This is a genomic window from Dyella sp. M7H15-1, from assembly GCF_004114615.1.
GTDB lineage: Bacteria > Pseudomonadota > Gammaproteobacteria > Xanthomonadales > Rhodanobacteraceae > Dyella_B.
Genome location: NZ_CP035300.1, coordinates 2,249,205 through 2,266,893, shown reverse-complemented (window position 1 = coordinate 2,266,893; position 17,689 = coordinate 2,249,205). Strand labels below are relative to the sequence as shown.

Here is a 17,689-nt window from a genome sequence, read left to right as displayed (position 1 = left end):
AAACGGTGCAAGGTACAGCCACGCAGTTCCTGTATGACGGCATGAATGCGGTGCAGGAAACCCAAGGTGGCACGATCAATCCGATCCTGATTGGTTTAGAGCATGTCGTCATAAGATTCTGAGCCACATGACGAGGCAGCGAATTTGCACAGCGGCAAGGAAAGAGGACAGATTCTTCGCGTAGCGTGTCGCCACACCACGCCACTGTTTCAGGTACAAAAACGCATTCTCAACCAGGTGGCGATGACGATACAGGTACGTGTCGTAGTCGCGCGGCTCTTTTCGGTTTTTACGTGGCGGAATATGCGCCTGCATGCCTTGCTCATGAGCCTGCTCAACAATGGCATCACTGTCATAACCTTTGTCGGCCATGAGATGCTCAGCAGGAATGTCTTTGATCAGTTCCGCAGCCTGCGAACAATCTGCCCGGGTACCCTCTGTAACAAGAATTCGGACTGGCATACCATGCGCATCCACGGCCAAATGTATCTTGGTGTTGCGCCCCCTTTTGTGAGACCTATGCCCTGATTGCCGCCACGAGCTCCCGCTGCATGAGGATGAACCTTGCAGTGACTGGCATCGATCATCAGCCACTCAAAGTCCGGCTCATCCATCACACGTTCCAACAGACCTTCCCATGTGCCGTTATCGCGCCAGCGACAAAAGCGCCGATGGGTATTCTTCCAATCGCCGTACTCGGGTGGTAAATCTCGCCACGGCGCTCCGGTGCGAAGTATCCAGAACACTGCGTTGATGAATTGCCGATTATCTTTGGCTACACGCCCCCATCGGCCCGCTTGACCCGGCAAATGGGGTTCAAGCAAACCCCATTTTTCATCGGAAATGTCATGGCGTCGATAGGCTGCAGTCACAGAGGATTCCATCCAGCAAGATTCGATGGCGGGTAGTTAACCATATTTCAACACCTCATGACGACAGGCTCTAGGCATCGACGAGCGTTTTGCGCGCAACGATGTCACGGGACGAACGTACTTCTTGACGGACTTGCTCAACAGCACGATTGCATTGACTGATCCGACTGGTGCAATCAGGCAGCGCTACAGCTACGACCCGTATGGGAACGTGACACCAAGTGACACGACAACGGGATTCACGAATCCGTACCAGTACACGGGGCGAGAAGCCGACAGCCCGGGCCTCTACTACTATCGAGCACGCTATTACAGCCCGATGATGAGTGGGTTCATCAGTGAGGACCCTATCACGTTTGGTGGTGGGCAGTTGAGCTTCTATGCCTATGTGGGTGGAAATCCACTGAGCTACATCGATCTATTAGGGTTGATGAGCTACGCACAGTCTTGGTCCACCGGTGGTGCGGTGGCGGGGGGAGCGGTAACCGCTGGAGGGTCCGTTGTAGTAGATGCTTTTACGGGTGGGCTAAATATCGCAGCCACTCCCGCTGAAATAGCAGGTGGCTCAGCTATCGGTGGTGGCGTCGGTTATTTGCTTGGCAGTGCGCTGGATTGGGCTACGGACAACACTCAACAATCGACTGGGCTGCCCCCTGGATACTGGCCTGCTGATACCGGTGCTGCGGAATGGGGGCGTCGTACAGGCGTGGGCGCCAGGGAAGGAAAAGGTCGGTTCCACGGAATCAAACAGAGTTGTCCAGGGAGCAAGGCGACAGACGTATTCGGCGTTGACCCGAAAACAGGAGATGTCGTTGATCCGACGGGAGAGGTCGTAGAGCCTGTCGTCATGAGGTGTTGAAATATGGTTAACTACCTGCCATCGAATCTTGCTGGATGGAATCCTCTGTGACTGCAGCCTATCGACGCCATGACATCTCCGATGAAAAATGGGGTTTGCTTGAACCCCATTTGCCGGGTCAAGCGGGCCGATGGGGGCGTGTAGCCAAAGATAATCGGCAATTCATCAACGCAGTGTTCTGGATACTTCGCACCGGAGCGCCGTGGCGAGATTTACCACCCGAGTACGGCGATTGGAAGAATACCCATCGGCGCTTTTGTCGCTGGCGCGATAACGGCACATGGGAAGGTCTGTTGGAACGTGTGATGGATGAGCCGGACTTTGAGTGGCTGATGATCGATGCCAGTCACTGCAAGGTTCATCCTCATGCAGCGGGAGCTCGTGGCGGCAATCAGGGCATAGGTCTCACAAAAGGGGGCGCAACACCAAGATACATTTGGCCGTGGATGCGCATGGTATGCCAGTCCGAATTCTTGTTACAGAGGGTACCCGGGCAGATTGTTCGCAGGCCGCGGAACTGATCAAAGACATTCCTGCTGAGCATCTCATGGCCGACAAAGGTTATGACAGTGATGCCATTGTTGAGCAGGCTCATGAGCAAGGCATGCAGGCGCATATTCCGCCACGTAAAAACCGAAAAGAGCCGCGCGACTACGACACGTACCTGTATCGTCATCGCCACCTGGTTGAGAATGCGTTTTTGTACCTGAAACAGTGGCGTGGTGTGGCGACACGCTACGCGAAGAATCTGTCCTCTTTCCTTGCCGCTGTGCAAATTCGCTGCCTCGTCATGTGGCTCAGAATCTTATGACGACATGCTCTAGGCAACTTGGATGACGTGAAGTCCAAGTGATATGTCAAATTGGATGCCGGGCCAGAAGGCCGGTGTGACTCTGACGATGGACAGGTGAAATATGCCATCTTTTGAACGTTCTCGTGCCACCTTGCGTATCGCTGGTGATTTACTCGTACCAGACGAGGTCAGCCAAGTGCTGGGGAGTGAACCCACTGGCTCTCAGCAAAAGGGTGACGAGATTCTTGGGCGGTCTACCGGCCAAGTGCGGATCGCTAAAACGGGCATGTGGTGGTTAGAGGCGCAGACTCGCGAACCGGAAGATCTATGTGGGCAGATCGATGAGATCTTGGGCAAATTGACGAATGATCGAGAAGTTTGGGCGGATATTCGCCGGAGTTTCAGCGTAGATCTCTTCTGTGGACTCTTTATGGGATCAGGTAATGATGGAATATCTCTGCCGCCGGAGCACCTTCAGGTTCTAGGTGAGCGTGGCATCGAGTTGGCGTTGGACATTTACGACTCGACGGACTGATAAATCTCTGAGGTAATCCCCCGGTTTTGGCAACATCGGGGTCAGGTTGCCTTATTTAGGATCACCCAACAACGATCACACCTTCAACACGGTGCAAATGGTGTTGCCGTGCGGCGAGGGGGTGAACTTCCATTTGGTCAGCGGTTCGGCCAATTGGCCGTTCCCGGCCGGTACCGTGTGGGAGCACACCGACACCGATTCGTCGCTGTATGGCGCCACCCTGCAGTTCGTCTACGACACCACGCCCAGCGCCGCCCACTGGATCGTGACGATGAAGGACGGCACGCAGTACGCCTGTAAGCGGTAACCCAGCGGCGTTATAGAAGCAGCCGCTCTGCGCGGTCACACTGGTCTCCCTTCATCACAGTGGAGACCGGCATGAGCAAACGGGCAACGACGGAAGCGATGTGGCGCGATCGGCTGCAACGCTGCGAGGCAAGTGGCAAGAAGGCGGTAAGCGCTCGCTACCCGGCGTCCTTGATGCCCCCATGTGCATGATGTAGATCAGAGCGCATCGGCTTATCGGCAAACAGCGTCTTCCAGACGCGTGGAGTCAGTTCATGGACGCGCGCCTGCGGATGCTCGCCCACGCGCTGCAAGACATCGACCAGGTAGTCGTAGGGATTAACGTCGTGCAAGCGACAGGTCGCCAGCAAGCTTTGCACGATGGCGATCTGCTGGGCGCCCAGCTCAGTCCAACAGAAGGTCCCGTTTTTTCTTCCCATGGGAATGGCACGAATCACCCGTTCCACATGGTTGGTATCGATGGGTACATCCGGATCATCCAGATATACCATCAAACCATCCTTGCGCTCCTGGATGTAGCCAAGTGCCTTGAGAAACGGGTTGCTGGGCAAAAAGGCTTGTGCCTGGATGTTTTCATCCACCCACTCGAAGAGCCGGCGCATCACTGGCGCCGCGTCGGCTTGGCGTCGTTGACGCTTGGCCTCACCGATCAAGCCCTCGTCGCGGATGGTCTTTTCTACCGCATACAGTCGGCCGATCATGTCCAGCAGTGTCTGGAGAGTTGGGTCAGCCAGCCACGGCTGACGTCGATGCCAGTGTCCTTCAAATGCTGCCATTGCCGATGCAGCGGCACGTGGTAACGGCATTTGTTCCCCCGCGTGCCGGCGATGAAACTCACATCGGCGCGACTGCCTTCCAGGACGCCTGTGGGTGCCGGTGGGCACGACAGGGCTTGGGTATCGCGGCGCTCAGCGTGCGCACGTAGCGCGGCACTACGTGACGGACGCATCGCCAGGCGATGACTGATCTTCTCGCCGATCACCTCGTATTCGTCGGGCGACAAGCCTTCCATGTCTGGGTTGGGTACGTGGATGGTTTCGACCGGGACTTTTGTCTCGTCGAAAAACAGTTTCGAATCGGCGTTGTCGCCGCGCGCGCCTTATCGACCGGCTCGCCATACAGAAAGATCCGGATCTGACCTTCGGGGAAAAACATCAGCGCCTCGCGATCGTCGACACCAGACCGGCACCCAGATCGAGGCGAATCTCCAAGCCGTTCATGGATGGCGCCGGTGAAGTGAGTGCACCCCAATCGAGGAAGGGCGCAACGGGCGCTTCTTTCTCAACGCGAGGCTCGGCGTGACGCGCAAGGCGTTGACGCCATGAGTAGAAGCTCCACACCGGTATGCCTTCGGCTCGGCAGAAATCAGATGCTTTCTTTCCGCTTGTCGCGTAGCGTTCCAATCGATCTCGCCACAACGCCTCGCGCTGAAGGGCCGCTTCCGTTTTTTCCCGCTTGATCATAACTATCTCCACTGGGCTGAACGTGGGGACAGTGTGGTGGTGGAAGGGGGATGGTTTTATAACGCCGCTGAGTTAGCGCTTACGATCATGAAGTGGCCCAATTGCGCCGATCTTCAGGTGGCTCCATGACGGCGATCCTGCACTGGCTCCTTTGTGCCGATCACTGACAACGCGCGCTTGTCGTGCGTCGAAAGATCTCCTACGTAACGCGTTCGGGCCGTGGCATGCGCTTCCTTGAGCGGGCCTACTCCGTCGTGCATACCTGCATCCAGCAGCAGCGCTCCGTGTTGGCGTTCTACTGCGACACCTTTCGCTATATGACTTCGGCGGCGCCGACGTCAAACCTTCGCTCGTGCCTACCCAGGGCTGAATAGTTACGAAATTACAGTGACGTCATTGACGTGTGCGGTGAAGGTGCGCCTTCGCCTCAGTTGCCAGAGCGCGGCCTTTTGCATTGACGGCGTGAGCACGCCGAATCACGTAGCGACGGCTGTGGTATCGGAGATGCCCAACTTGGCAGCCAGCGTACGCATGCTCCAGTGGTGGCGCCCTCGGACAGGGTCTGGGATTCGGGGCCACCTACCAATGAGTCCTTCGCAGACACCTTCACCCGAACGGGGCGCTGATTTCGCTGCCAGTTCTCGCTGACATCACGCATGTCGCTGACGCGGAATGGACGATCGACATTCCTACCTGGCTTTCAGTCCTTAGCTTCTATTGGGTAACGCGGCGCCCGTGCTCAATAGAGTGGCGTCAGCCATGATGCATCCATTTGATTCAGAGAGAAAGACACTCATGAATAAGCATTCGATTATCTGTTCGAACATCTTTCAAAGCATGCTTCTGCTCGCCGCCTGCTTCACGACACTGCCCACTCTTGCTACTCCATCGCAACAGGTAGCATCGGGCGGCGTAAACTACGTAAATATGGTCGACTACCTACCCACTTGGCAGCAACAAGACGACTGGTGGAACACTACCTACTTGCTGAAGAAAAACTTCAACGACGTATGTATGGACACCTTCTGCTCAGGCGAGTACACCAATATCGAGGCACTCAGCTATCGCTGCTCAGTGCAAGTCGGCACCGGTGATGTCGGCGAATGTGTTTGGACGTTTGCCGCCAGTGAAGAAGAGATTGATGCAGAGAGCGGCAAGGTTCTGGTGCAGCCCAGGGTATGGCAATGCGTCAGCCCTCTTGCAGCAGGCACTCGCGCCGAAGATCTGGTCGCGACCTTGAGCCATAACCAGAACCCTTTGACAACCACGCTACCGCACACCAACAAAACGATCTACGACGGGTTGCTGGATTGCCTGTACTAAAGCAATACTGAATCAAGATCGATAGGGGAGAGATGAGCTCGCACTCATCTCTCCCTTTGCGTATTCCACGTAAGCCGGCCACCCATTCACGCCATGTTGGCCAGGTCGAGGACCGAGTTGGTGTGAGGGTGGTCGATCCGGGTCTTAGCGTTAACCGGCAGTACGTACCTGCGTTGCGCGGAGTCCACTGCGTGCGGGCGAGAAACTGATTGATCGTGTGCACGCGCAACTGGCTGACATGGCCTCTTGGCCAGACTTGGTGCGCGCTTTCTTCAGACCCCCAGTATCGCCTGTATTACTGGCGTATGAGTAAAAGCACAAACCTTTGCGCGCTCGAACTACGTGTTAGCCTCCGATTCCCGATTCCCGATTCCCAAAGCTATGAGCAAACCACAACTCTTGATCGATACCGATCCCGGCGTGGACGACGCGTTAGCGACTCTGATGGCGCATGCGCATGCCGACGTATTGGGTTTAAGCATTGCCGCTGGCAATGTCGGACTCTCCCATACCGTGCGTAATGCGCGCACGCTGGTCGATCTGGTGGGTGCGTCGACGCCCATCTTTGCCGGTTGTCCAACGCCGCTGGTGCGCTTGCCTGAAGAAGATGCCGCGTTTGTGCATGGTCGGGATGGCTTGGGTGACGTTGGTTTTCCCGAGCCGGTAACAAGCGTGGAGAGTGAGCACGCCGCGCTTGCCTTGCTACGGCTGACGTGTGCACGTCCTGGTGAAATCACTTTGGTTGCCCTGGCTCCCCTGACCAATCTTGCCCTGGCGCTGAAGCTTGATCCCGGCTTGCCCCAGCGTGTGAAGCGCCTGGTGGTGATGGGAGGCGCTGTGACGGGACATGGCAATACCGGCCGGGTACCGGCCGAGTTCAACGTGGGTTTCGATCCAGAAGCGGCACACATCGTGTTCGAGGGGTTTTCGGACTTCGATCTGGTCGACTGGGAACTGACCCTACGCCACGCCTTCGATGAAGCGGAATTCGACGAATGGCTGGCCGAAGGAGATCGCCGGGCTGCCTTCTTCGCTCGTGTGTTCCAGGTGGCACGAGAGACCAGTCGCCGGAGTGGTCGGCATGGAATCATCGTGGCCGACGCCCTGGCCATGGCGGTGGCGATAGATCCGAGCGTGGTGGTGCGCAGCGAGCGTCGCCACGTGGGGGTGGAGTTGGATGGCCGCCTGACCCGCGGCGCGACAGTGGTGGACTGGAACAGTCGCCTGAAGCTGCCGGCTCGGGCTAACGTGGTGCTGGAGCTGGATCAGCCTAAGTTTGCCGCCATGGTGCGCCGGGCCCTGGGCGCCGAAAAGTTGCGATAAAGCGGGCAAGAAGGCCATGTTGAACTCTTTCTACGGGGGTGAGGTTGGGTTGACCAGGCCCTTGGTTGCTCAATATAATGCCGTTCTTTTCACCCACCGCTTTGAGCCTGTCATGAAACCCGATATCCATCCGAATTACCGCCAGGTGGTGTTTCAGGACCTCTCGTCTGACTTCGCGTTCCTAACGCGTTCGACGATTGCGACCAAGGAAACCATCAAGTGGGAAGACGGCAACGAGTACCCGCTGATCAAGGTGGATATTTCCAGCCATTCGCACCCTTTCTATACCGGCAAGCAGAAGACGATCGATGCCGGCGGCCGCGTGGACAAGTTCCGTCGTCGCTACGCGCAGAAGTAATCGTTCTGCATACCTGCTGTCATCAGCAGGTTGTTGATACGACACAGGGCAGGCTTTGCGCCTGCCCTGTGTTTTTTTGCGCATGTCAATGGGACCATGTGCGGTCAGATTGTCATAGGCCGATGTGCGATAATAAATAAGGTGCATCGCCGATTCCCCATCGCGATGCACCTTTCCTTCGCTGGTTGGTTGCCGTTATGCGGTTGCCACGGTGGCGACCCATGTGCAGGAGGTTTCCGTGTCCGATTCCAAGTCCGTCAAGCTGGTAGATGAGTTCAACGGCCGCAGCAGCGAACTCCCGTTGATGACTGGTACGATGGGCCCCGTCTGCATCGACATTGCCCCGCTCTACAAGGACACCGGGCACTTCACCTACGACCCTGGCTACGGCAGCACCGCGAGCACCAAGAGTGCCATCACCTACATCGACGGTGACCAGGGTGTGCTGATGTATCGCGGTTATCCCATCGAGCAGTTAGCTGAGAAGTCCAGCTTCCTCGAAGTGGCCTATCTGCTGTTGAATGGCGAGTTGCCGAACAAGAGTCAGTTCGAAGGCTTCGAAAACGAGATCACGCATCATACGATGATGCACGAGTCGCACAAGCGCTTTTTCGAGGGCTTTCACCACGACGCGCACCCGATGGCCATGCTGGCCGCTTCGGTGGCTTCGTTGTCGGCGTTCTATCACGACGATCTGGATGTCGATGACGCCGCCGACCGCAAGTTGGCGGCGATCCGTCTGATCGCCAAGATGCCGACCATCGCTGCGGCGTGCTACCGCTATTCGATCGGCTGGCCGTTCCGTTATCCGCGCAACAACCTCGAATACGTCGACCGCTTCCTGCACATGATGTTCGAAGTACCGAGCGAGCCGCTGCAGATGAGCCCGGTGGCAGCAAAGGCGCTGGATCTGCTGTTTATTCTGCACGCCGATCACGAGCAGAATGCTTCCACGTCGACCGTGCGCCTGGTTGGTTCCACCGGTGCCAATCCGTATGCGTCGATTGCCGCAGGCATCACTGCGCTGTGGGGACCTGCTCATGGCGGCGCCAATGAAGCCGTGCTGAAGATGCTCGAAGAGATTGGCGCGCCGGACAAGGTGGAGGCCGCGGTCAAGCGCGCCAAAGACAAGAACGACAATTTCCGTCTTATGGGCTTCGGCCACCGCGTGTACAAGAACTTCGACCCGCGCGCGAAGATCATCCGCGAGATGTGCCACAAAGTGCTGGCCGAGCTGGGCGTCAACGACCCGTTGTTGGACGTGGCGATGAAGCTGGAAGAAGCCGCGCTGAAGGACGACTACTTTGTCGAGCGCAAGTTGTACCCGAACGTGGATTTCTATTCGGGCCTCATCTACAAGGCGCTGGGCATCCCCACTGAAATGTTCACGGTGATGTTCGCCATCGCGCGTACCGCCGGTTGGATCGCGCATTGGATCGAACAGCACGAAACCCCAGGTTCGCGCATTGGTCGTCCGCGTCAGCTTTATGTCGGGTCCGACAAGCGTGACTACGTAGCGAAGGACGAGCGCTGATCGCTCGGCGCTGTTTGTCTCACTGTGGTGGCGAGAGGAATGACTAACCGGCGAAAGTCCGCAACTCGCCTGGTAAGGGGAAGGGTTTACATTACCTTGTCGCCAATTAGCACCACGTCTGCCGGGCGCCGTGCGAACAATCCCACCGTAACGATCCCGGGAATCTGATTCAGATCATTCTCCAGCGCCACTGGATCGGCAATTCGCCAGCCGTGCACATCGATGATCCAGTTGCCGTTGTCGGTGACCACGCCGTCGCGCCACACCGGATTGCCGCCACGCTTCACGATCTCGCGGCCGACCAGGCTGCGCGCCATCGGAATCACTTCGATCGGCAGTGGGAATTTGCCCAGCAGGTCGACGCGCTTACTGGAGTCGATGATGCAGACGAACTTTTGTGCGGCTTCGGCAACGATCTTCTCGCGGGTAAGCGCAGCGCCGCCGCCCTTGATCAGGTGCCTGTATGGATCGCATTCATCGGCGCCATCTACATAAAGCGCGAGCGGGCCAGTGGCGTTGAGGTCGAACACGGGGATGCCGTGCCTCTTCAACTGAGCCGTCGACTGTTCCGAGCTGGACACCACCCCCTGGATACGATCCTTGATATCGGCCAGTGCATCAATAAAGAAGGCGACGGTCGAACCGGTACCCACGCCGACTATCGCGCCGTCTTCCACATACGGGATAGCGGTTTCGCCCGCGATGCGCTTTTCTTCACTGCTCATGACATTACCCCGAATATGCAAAAGGGTAATGATCCTTGATTTGACACGCTGCCGCACCCCTGGAAGATTTGGCAGTGCCTTGGCGGCTTGCCAGGGTGGCGCCATTCCGGGTAGCCGATTTCGTCGGAATACGTAGTGAGGCGAGCTGACGACATGTTGCTTAAGCGAGTGTCCGTGATTCAGGGGCAAGATCAGTGCGACCAGCGCGCGAAAACAAAGACTTGCGCGAGAACTGAATCCCTCACTTCGCCTGGACCCTCACCCGCCTGCCGGCACCCTCTCTCGGAGGGAGAGGGGCTCACCCACCAGATGTTTCGGATGGGTGTCATCGGATGGGCTAATGGTGCGGATCATCGTCGTATCAGAGCCTGGGTTGGCCATCCGAATCGCGCCGCCATTCACCGTTATCGTCTGAGCCATGCCCGTTACCTCGAACATTAAGTGCGTATCGCCGGTGACGGCTACGATGGTGTTATCGGGCAAGTGCAAGACGGCTCCTTCTTTCGCGTCAAGCTGCGCACCGTTTTTCAACACCGCAGTGGCGTGTGCACCTACAGTAACGTGTGCCCCTTGATACACCGTGACGGTGGACTCGCCTTCCGCGTTAACCGTCGCACCGGGATACGCATGTACGGTGGCCTTATCGAAGGCGTTCACCGTTGAGCCCTGCTCGGCCGATATGGTTGCATGGTTGAGTGCTGTGATCGTGGTTGGTCCCGCGACGGTTTTATGATCGTGGCCCTGTATCGTCTCCTCGGGTACCGCGTGTTCTCCCGAAGTTACTGAATAGATCTGCGGAGAAAAGTTGAGGGAAGCTATGACTGTCACGTTTTTATTCTGCTGTTAGTTCACGGATGCCTGGGGTGGGTGCAACATGCTTGAAGGATTGTCCCTCCGCATGCGGGCGGCACGGGAGATGCCATTTTTTACTGATCCGGCATCAATAAATATCTGACTTATGTGTGGCATGACTGCGGTTGATCCATATTGAGCAAGCGACCCATGGATCTGGGACAGCTGTGATAGGTATCGGCTGGGCATGTACTGTTCGCTAGTGAAGACGTGTGCGTTTTTGCCGTCACTACTTTGCATGGATTAATGACATTTCACTATCAGGTAAATATCTGAGTTTGCCCCTCTTCCACAGGCATCCGATGACACCCATCCGAAACATCTGATGGGTGTCCCTCTCCCTTCGGGAGAGGGTGCCGGCAGGCCTGAGGGTCCGGGCGAAGCGAGCGATTCAGCTCTCTTACAAGTCTTTTCGCGCGATGGTCGCACCCTCACCCCAACCCCCGGCGGGAGAGGGGCTCAGCTAGTCAATGTCGACCATGCAGAATGTTGGGCTCACTCAAGCCCAAGGATATATTTCCACTCCGCCGCATCCACTGGCATCACCGACAGTCGATTGCCTTTGCGCAGCAGGATCATCCCTTCCAACTTTGGATGATTCTTCAGCTCATCCAGCGTGATGGTGCGCTCGAGCTTCTTCACAAACTTCACGTCCACCAGCATCCAGCGCGGGTTGTCGCGCGAGCTGCCGGGATCGAAGTACTTGCTCTTGGGGTCGAACTGGCTGGGATCGGGATAGGCGTCGCTCGCTACTTCGGCGACCCCGACAATTCCCGGCTCGGCGCAACGGGAGTGATAGAAAAACACGCCATCGCCTACGCGCATGCCATCGCGCATGAAGTTGCGGGCCTGATAATTGCGCACGCCATCCCAGGCTTCACGCTTCTTGCGCTTGAGGTCGTCGATGGAAAACGCATCCGGTTCGGATTTCATCAACCAGTAACTCATGCGCTGGTATCTCCAGTAGCGTCGGCGCGGCAATCGATCAGCTCACGGTTGGTAGCGATGAAATCCAGCGTTACATCCCAGCTTTCCGGGGCGATCTCCGAGAGTTCCTGGAAATCGTAAGCAATCCCCACCAGCAGGGGTTCGGTGGGGCGGAGCTGATCCTTCAGGAAGGAGAAGCTACGGTCGTAGTAGCCGCCGCCGTAGCCGATCCGGTTGCCACGGCGGTCGAAGCCAAGCAGGGGCACCAATACCAGGTCGAGCTGGAACGGGGCGAACCATTCACGTGGCGTCACCGGTTCAGGAATACCGAAACGGTTGGGCTGGACCGCGTCACCGGATGCCCAGGGGGCGAAGCGTAGTAGGTCGTCCTGGCTGATCAGCGGTAGCAGGAACTGTTGACCACGGGTGGCCAGGGGAGGAATCACCAGGTTTAGGGGCAGCTCGCCGTCGCAGGCCCAGTAGCCGGCCACGCGGTGGTCCGTATGATATTCAGGTAAGTGTTCGAGGCTGCGCCGCAGCCCCTGGGCGGCAGTCATACGTTCGGGCGGGGAAAGCGCACGGCGGCGTTCAGCCAGGCGCTGGCGCAATTCATGGCGTCGTGCGGCGGTATTCACGTCGCGCGTCTCCTGAGGGGGCGACCAACACTGGCGATCCGCTCCTGGAAGCCGTCTGGGACGGCTTCCAGGCTGGGAATAAGGTGGCGTCAACCGCGATGCCGCTACCCACCAAACGACCTTGATCCAATGGGATCAGGTGGGAGGGAGATCAAGGCCTTCAGGCTTTCCGCTCGCGGCGGACTTGCACAACAGCCTTAAGTAACCGACCCGGGTCGTAAATAGGAACAAGGCAATATGTAAGAGTGTGCTGGCGCACACCGCAGAAAACGCCGTTGACTATTTTAGTTGCGTGCCCAGTGCGGCTTCAAGCTTGCGACGCAAAATGGCTAGCCCCTCGGCGATGCCAGGTTCAGATAGGTTGTTGTCTGCATGGGCGTGAGCACGCTTCTGCAATTGCAAGTATTCATGCGTGATGCTGATAGCGGCAAGCACAGCCAGGCGATCAAAGCCCGGGGTCTTTGCATGCGCACGCAGTTCTCGCATCTTGCGATCAAGAAAGCTCGCTGCCTCCAACAGGCCTTCGCGCTCTTCCGGCGGACACGCGATCAGGAATTCGCGATCCATCAGCCGCAGTGCAATCGGCTCGTTGGCGGGTGTGCTGATGATGTCAGCCATTGTTCTCGAGCGCCTTGAGTCGTTGGATCATGGCCTCAACGCGGCTGCGCGCCTGTTCGTTGCGTGACAGCAGGCCTGCGCGTTCGCTTGCCAATTGTTCTTGGCTGTGGCGCAGGCTGCGATTCTCTTCGCTTAACCGATGTACGTGCTCAAGCAACCGATCAAGCTGCTGGCTTAGGGCGGCAAGCTCGTACTGGGCAGAATCGGGTGTTTTCATGGCCTGAACTATATCAGGACGCCGATAGAAATCCGCGGACCAGACCGTCAGGGTGTGGCTGTGCATTAAACTTGATGCTTTGGCAGCTTTAGGAGCACCACGATGACCGCCCCCGAACTGATCGGTCACGACGAACTGGACGATGTCATCGCGCACTTGCGCCTCGCCGTCAGCCCTAGCGAGTTGCATGGCTCCCTGTGCGGGTTCCTCACCGGGAACGGCCGGCTGGGCCGGCGACCCTTGCTGGAAGTGCTGCACCTGGATGGCGGCGGTGTGACGGTTCCTCCGGTTGATCAGGCTGTTCTGGATCAACTGGTTCGCCAAAGCGAAGTCGAACTGGCCGATCCCGAACTGGGTTTTGAACCGCTGCTGCCGGCTGATGATCGCCCCTTGCACGAGCGCGCGGACGCCCTGGTCGATTGGTGTCGCGGATTCCTTGGCGGTTTCGGCCTTGGCGGTCCGGACGCGTTGGCCAACGTGTCGGATGAGAGCAAGGAAATTCTGCGCGACCTAGGGTCGATCGCATCTGCTTCGCTGGATTTCGGCAATGAAGATGAAGACGAGGACGCCCTGATCGAAGTGCACGAGTTCGTGCGCATGGGCGCCATGTTGCTGTTTACCGAATGCCACATTCCCAACCAGTCTTCCAGCGACACCTTGCATTGAAACATCCTGATCCGATCATGGCCCCTGAAGAATTTGCGCGCCGGCGCCGCCAGCTCATGAAAATGGCGGGGGAAGATGCCGTGGTGCTGATTGCCACCGCACCCGAACGCATGCGCAACGCCGACGCAGCCTGGCCTTACCGTCAGGATTCGGATTTCCATTATCTGAGCGCCTTTCCCGAGCCCGATGCAGTGCTGGCCCTGCTGCCCGGCCGCCAGCATGGCGAGGTCGTGTTGTTCTGCCGAGAGCGCGATCCGGAGCACGAGCGCTGGCACGGGGAGTCCATCGGCACGGAACGCGCCGTGGCCGGTTACGGCATGGATGATGCTTTTCCCATCGATGACATCGACGACATTCTGCCTGGCATGATCGAGGGCAGAGGGCGCGTTTATTGTCATTTCGGTCGCGAACCGCAATTCGACGCACAATTGCTGGGCTGGATGCGTCGCCTGCGCCAGTTGCGTGGCGGTGGCGTGGTGCCTAAGGAGTTTGTCGCGTTAGGTCATTTGCTGCACGATCTGCGCTTGTACAAGTCGCGTGCCGAACTGAAATGGATGCGTGCCTCCGCCGACATCGCGGCCGAGGCGCATCTGGCGGCCATGTCCCTCGCGCGCGCAGGGTGCCATGAATACGAAGTGGAAGCCGAACTGTTGCGCGTGATGCATAGCCGTGGCGCAGTGGCGGCATTTCCACCGATCGTCGCTGGCGGAGTCAATGCTTGCACCATGCATTACGTGGCCAATCGGGCATTGCTGAAAAACGGTGATCTACTATTGATCGATGCCGGTGCCGAGCTGGAATGCTATGCGTCCGATATCAGCCGTACTTTTCCCATCAACGGACGCTTCAGCCGCGAACAGCGCGCGTTGTACGAGGTGGTGCTTACCGCCCAACAAGCGGCTATCGATGAAGTGCAGCCGGGGCGCTCCTACAGCGCCGCGCATGATGTCGCCCTGCATGTGATTACCGAAGGGTTATGCGCGCTGGGCTTGCTCAAGGGGGATCCTGCCGAGGCCGTGGCGCAGGGTACTTACAAGCGCTTCTATCCCGCCAAAACCAGCCATTGGCTTGGCCTGGATGTGCACGACGTGGGCGATTACCGGATCGATGGTGAACCTCGTGTGCTGGAGCCCGGCATGGTGCTTACGGTGGAGCCGGGTATCTACATCGCGCCGGATGATATGTCAGTGCCGGAGGCCTGGCGTGGCATGGGTATCCGCATTGAGGACGACGTAGCGGTAATGCGTGATGGGCATGAGGTACTGACAGCGGGTGTGCCCAAGGCCCCGGAAGCACTGGAGGCTTTGCGGGTGCAACGGTATTAGGTCTGCTCGCACTACGCGCCTGTTGAGATGTAGGCATCCCCTATTCGTGCATGTAACGTCAACGATCGATACAGTTGTCTATACAGCCATGTTTCCACGCACATGCGCCACAACATCACAGTGATGGCGAATGCATCATCGATGCATGAAGCGCGCGAATATGACCAGGCTCAAAGTATTCGCCATGATGTCGTACGATTGAAACGTTAGCGAAGGAACATTGCGCAGCGCATCTACGCAGCTAGGAAGAGAGCACCATGACGATGTCGATGAATCGCCGCAGGTTTTTGCAGTTACTCGGAAGCACAGCACTTGCTTCGGCACTTCCTGCCAGCATTGCACGAGCCCTGGAAATTTCCGCTAATCGCCGCACGGGTTCGATCGAGGATATCGAGCACATCGTCATCCTGATGCAGGAGAACCGCTCCTTCGACCATTACTTCGGCTCGCTGAAGGGTGTGCGCGGATTTGGCGATCCACGCCCCGTGAACCTGACTACCGGAAATTCCGTGTGGTATCAGCCGAATGGCTCGGACTACGTGCTGCCGTTCCGTCCCACGGCGCCGGATCTGGGTCTGCAGTTCCTGGAAGACCTTGCGCATGACTGGACCAGCACGCACGCGGCATGGAATCAGGGGCAGTATGACCAATGGGTGCCTAGCAAGGGCACGACGACCATGGCGTATCTCACGCGCGACGATATCCCGTTCCACTACGCGCTCGCCGATGCCTTCACCATCTGCGACGCCTATCACTGCTCGGTAATGGGGCCGACCGATCCTAACCGCTACTACATGTGGACAGGCTGGGTCGGTAACGACGGTGCCGGTGGTGGCCCGGTGATCGACAATGCCGAAGCCGGCTATGACTGGTCCACGTACCCGGAAGTGCTCGAGAAGGCGGGTATTTCGTGGAAGGTCTACCAGGACATCGGCACCGGCCTGAATGCCGATGGCCATTGGGGCTGGACCAACGATGCGTACATGGGCAACTACGGCGACAACGCATTGCTGTACTTCAACCAGTACCGCAATGCATCGCCAGGCAGCCCCTTGTACCAAGGTGCGCGCACCGGCACCGACATTTCGCAAAGCGGCACGCTGTTCGACATCCTGCGTGCCGATGTGATAGGCAACACCTTGCCCAAGGTTTCCTGGATCGCTGCGCCGGAAGCCTACACGGAGCATCCCAACTGGCCTGCCAATTACGGCGCTTGGTACGTGTCGCAGGTGCTGGATGCACTCACCAGTAATCCCGACGTATTCAGCAAGATGGCCCTGTTCATTATCTTCGATGAAAACGATGGTTTCTTCGATCACATGGTGCCGCCTTGCGTGCCGCCATCGCATACACAGGGTGAATCGACCGTCTCGATTGCCAACGAAATCTTCCCAGGCAGCAGTAGTGACGGCAGCGGCCCCTACGGCATGGGCCCGCGCGTGCCGATGATCGTGGTGTCGCCATGGAGCAAAGGTGGCTGGGTGTGTTCGGAAGTGTTTGATCACACCTCGCTCATCCGCTTTATCGAGCGTCGTTTCGAACGGCAGTATCCGGACCTGCGGGAATCCAATATCACCGCATGGCGCCGGACGGTTGCTGGCGATCTCACCTCCGCTTTCGATTTCTCCAAGCCGGATGGCAGCCAGCTTTCGCTGCCCAGTACCAGTGACTATCAGCCGCCTAATGATCAACGCTATCCCGATTATGTGCCGACGGTGCCGGCGGACCAGAGCCTGCCGGATCAGGAGCCGGGCATGAAGCTGGCACGCGCGTTGCCGTACGAACTGCATGCCACGGCGCGTTCCCAACCGCAGGGCGCGTTCGGCATCATGCTTGAGAACACGGGCAAGGTGGGGGCGTGTTTCCAGGTGCGTGCGGCCCATGGATCGAATGGGCCGTGGTACTACACGGTGGAGTCTGGCAAGTCGCTGTTCGCGACATTGCCGGCACAAGCTGCCTACGACTACAGCGTCTATGGCCCAAACGGTTTCATGCGGCATTTCAAGGGCGATCGTTCGTCTCCGAAGACCGCCTTGCTCGCTATCGTTCGCTACGACATCGGTGAAGGAAGCATCATGCTGGAACTCGCCAATGACGGGCACGATTTCTGTAACGTGTCTGTCGAAAATCTGTACAACGGCGAATCCGTGGCTTATGTGCTTCAGCCTGGGGAGCGTCAGCGAAAAACCTGGTATCTGGGTGAGAGCTACGGCTGGTACGACCTGATCGTGCGCGCGGATGTGGAAAATGGATGTGTGCAACGTTTTGCCGGACATGTGGAAACGGGCGAACCGGGCATGACCGATCCGGCTATCGCCCAGCCGCGCTGGCGGAATCTGAAAAACGTTTGACGTATTG

Annotated in this window: 18 protein-coding genes, 1 other RNA gene and 3 pseudogenes; 12 read left to right on the top strand and 10 right to left on the bottom strand. The window is 57.9% G+C overall.

Annotated features, from left to right (window positions below):
* Window positions 1-108: 108 nt before the first annotated feature.
* Window positions 109-884: pseudogene (locus tag EO087_RS10575) on the bottom strand (IS5 family transposase).
* Window positions 885-996: 112 nt separating this feature from the next.
* Between EO087_RS10575 and EO087_RS10570 the strand changes: the two are divergent.
* The 4 genes from EO087_RS10570 to EO087_RS10555 all read left to right on the top strand — a co-directional run bounded on the left by EO087_RS10570 (window position 997) and on the right by EO087_RS10555 (window position 3,366).
* Complete coding sequence (locus EO087_RS10570; protein WP_240669021.1) at window positions 997-1,731, top strand: RHS repeat-associated core domain-containing protein; 735 nt, start codon at window positions 997-999, stop codon at window positions 1,729-1,731.
* Between the two features lie 35 nt (window positions 1,732-1,766).
* Window positions 1,767-2,542, top strand: a protein-coding gene (locus EO087_RS10565) for an IS5 family transposase (RefSeq protein ID WP_240669003.1) whose coding sequence is annotated in 2 segments (ribosomal slippage) — window positions 1,767-2,136 and window positions 2,136-2,542 — 777 coding nt in all. Because the reading frame shifts where the segments join, the coding sequence is not laid out codon by codon here.
* Between the two features lie 103 nt (window positions 2,543-2,645).
* A complete protein-coding gene (locus tag EO087_RS10560; protein WP_128898834.1) occupies window positions 2,646-3,059 on the top strand; it encodes a DUF4279 domain-containing protein in 414 nt (137 codons plus the stop codon).
* Window positions 3,060-3,105: 46 nt separating this feature from the next.
* The gene (locus EO087_RS10555) at window positions 3,106-3,366 is read left to right on the top strand and encodes a hypothetical protein (protein WP_128898833.1); all 261 of its coding nucleotides are present in this window, start codon (window positions 3,106-3,108) and stop codon (window positions 3,364-3,366) included.
* A gap of 157 nt (window positions 3,367-3,523) precedes the next feature.
* Here EO087_RS10555 and EO087_RS16770 read toward each other — a convergent pair.
* Both EO087_RS16770 and EO087_RS10540 read right to left on the bottom strand, forming a co-directional pair.
* Window positions 3,524-4,461, bottom strand: a pseudogene (locus tag EO087_RS16770) (transposase); the annotation flags it as partial.
* Window positions 4,462-4,519: 58 nt separating this feature from the next.
* Window positions 4,520-4,828: a hypothetical protein gene (locus tag EO087_RS10540; protein WP_128898831.1), complete on the bottom strand. Its 309-nt coding sequence runs from the start codon at window positions 4,826-4,828 to the stop codon at window positions 4,520-4,522.
* Between the two features lie 795 nt (window positions 4,829-5,623).
* On the opposite strand from EO087_RS10540, the gene EO087_RS10535 reads away from it, so the two are divergent.
* The 5 genes and pseudogenes from EO087_RS10535 to EO087_RS10515 all read left to right on the top strand — a co-directional run bounded on the left by EO087_RS10535 (window position 5,624) and on the right by EO087_RS10515 (window position 9,366).
* Window positions 5,624-6,151: a hypothetical protein gene (locus EO087_RS10535; RefSeq protein WP_128898830.1), complete on the top strand. Its 528-nt coding sequence runs from the start codon at window positions 5,624-5,626 to the stop codon at window positions 6,149-6,151.
* Window positions 6,152-6,323: 172 nt separating this feature from the next.
* A pseudogene (locus EO087_RS16470) lies at window positions 6,324-6,464 on the top strand (IS630 family transposase); the annotation flags it as partial.
* 68 nt (window positions 6,465-6,532) lie between these two features.
* Window positions 6,533-7,474, top strand: coding sequence for a nucleoside hydrolase (locus EO087_RS10525; protein ID WP_128898829.1), 942 nt, complete (start codon window positions 6,533-6,535; stop codon window positions 7,472-7,474).
* Window positions 7,475-7,586: 112 nt separating this feature from the next.
* Complete coding sequence (locus EO087_RS10520; RefSeq protein WP_128898828.1) at window positions 7,587-7,832, top strand: type B 50S ribosomal protein L31; 246 nt, start codon at window positions 7,587-7,589, stop codon at window positions 7,830-7,832.
* A 238-nt stretch (window positions 7,833-8,070) separates the two neighbouring features.
* The gene (locus tag EO087_RS10515; protein WP_128898827.1) at window positions 8,071-9,366 is read left to right on the top strand and encodes a citrate synthase; all 1,296 of its coding nucleotides are present in this window, start codon (window positions 8,071-8,073) and stop codon (window positions 9,364-9,366) included.
* Window positions 9,367-9,452: 86 nt separating this feature from the next.
* Here EO087_RS10515 and rpiA read toward each other — a convergent pair whose 3' ends face one another.
* From rpiA to EO087_RS10480, 7 genes are all read right to left on the bottom strand, one after another.
* Window positions 9,453-10,091 (bottom strand): ribose-5-phosphate isomerase RpiA, encoded by a 639-nt coding sequence (gene rpiA, locus EO087_RS10510; protein ID WP_128898826.1) that lies wholly within the window; start codon window positions 10,089-10,091, stop codon window positions 9,453-9,455.
* Window positions 10,092-10,349: 258 nt separating this feature from the next.
* Complete coding sequence (locus EO087_RS10505) at window positions 10,350-10,748, bottom strand: hypothetical protein (RefSeq protein ID WP_128898825.1); 399 nt, start codon at window positions 10,746-10,748, stop codon at window positions 10,350-10,352.
* 690 nt (window positions 10,749-11,438) lie between these two features.
* Window positions 11,439-11,891 (bottom strand): EVE domain-containing protein, encoded by a 453-nt coding sequence (locus tag EO087_RS10500; RefSeq protein ID WP_128898824.1) that lies wholly within the window; start codon window positions 11,889-11,891, stop codon window positions 11,439-11,441.
* Entirely contained in the window at window positions 11,888-12,505 is a 618-nt protein-coding gene (locus EO087_RS10495) for a 5-formyltetrahydrofolate cyclo-ligase (RefSeq protein WP_128898823.1), read from the bottom strand. Before EO087_RS10495 ends, EO087_RS10500 begins: the two co-directional genes overlap by 4 nt.
* A gap of 86 nt (window positions 12,506-12,591) precedes the next feature.
* Window positions 12,592-12,777, bottom strand: a non-coding RNA gene (gene ssrS, locus EO087_RS10490) — 6S RNA.
* Window positions 12,778-12,784: 7 nt separating this feature from the next.
* Entirely contained in the window at window positions 12,785-13,123 is a 339-nt protein-coding gene (locus EO087_RS10485; protein ID WP_128898822.1) for a cell division protein ZapA, read from the bottom strand.
* Window positions 13,116-13,340, bottom strand: a complete 225-nt coding sequence (locus EO087_RS10480; protein WP_128899899.1) for a TIGR02449 family protein — start codon at window positions 13,338-13,340, stop codon at window positions 13,116-13,118. The genes EO087_RS10485 and EO087_RS10480 overlap by 8 nt, the downstream gene beginning before the upstream one ends.
* 102 nt (window positions 13,341-13,442) lie before the next feature.
* Between EO087_RS10480 and EO087_RS10475 the strand changes: the two genes are divergently transcribed.
* The 3 genes from EO087_RS10475 to EO087_RS10465 all read left to right on the top strand — a co-directional run bounded on the left by EO087_RS10475 (window position 13,443) and on the right by EO087_RS10465 (window position 17,682).
* Window positions 13,443-14,006, top strand: coding sequence for a UPF0149 family protein (locus EO087_RS10475; RefSeq protein ID WP_128898821.1), 564 nt, complete (start codon window positions 13,443-13,445; stop codon window positions 14,004-14,006).
* A gap of 17 nt (window positions 14,007-14,023) precedes the next feature.
* Complete coding sequence (locus tag EO087_RS10470; protein ID WP_240669020.1) at window positions 14,024-15,331, top strand: aminopeptidase P N-terminal domain-containing protein; 1,308 nt, start codon at window positions 14,024-14,026, stop codon at window positions 15,329-15,331.
* Window positions 15,332-15,588: 257 nt separating this feature from the next.
* Window positions 15,589-17,682: a phospholipase C, phosphocholine-specific gene (locus tag EO087_RS10465; RefSeq protein WP_128898819.1), complete on the top strand. Its 2,094-nt coding sequence runs from the start codon at window positions 15,589-15,591 to the stop codon at window positions 17,680-17,682.
* The last annotated feature ends 7 nt before the right edge of the window (window positions 17,683-17,689 follow it).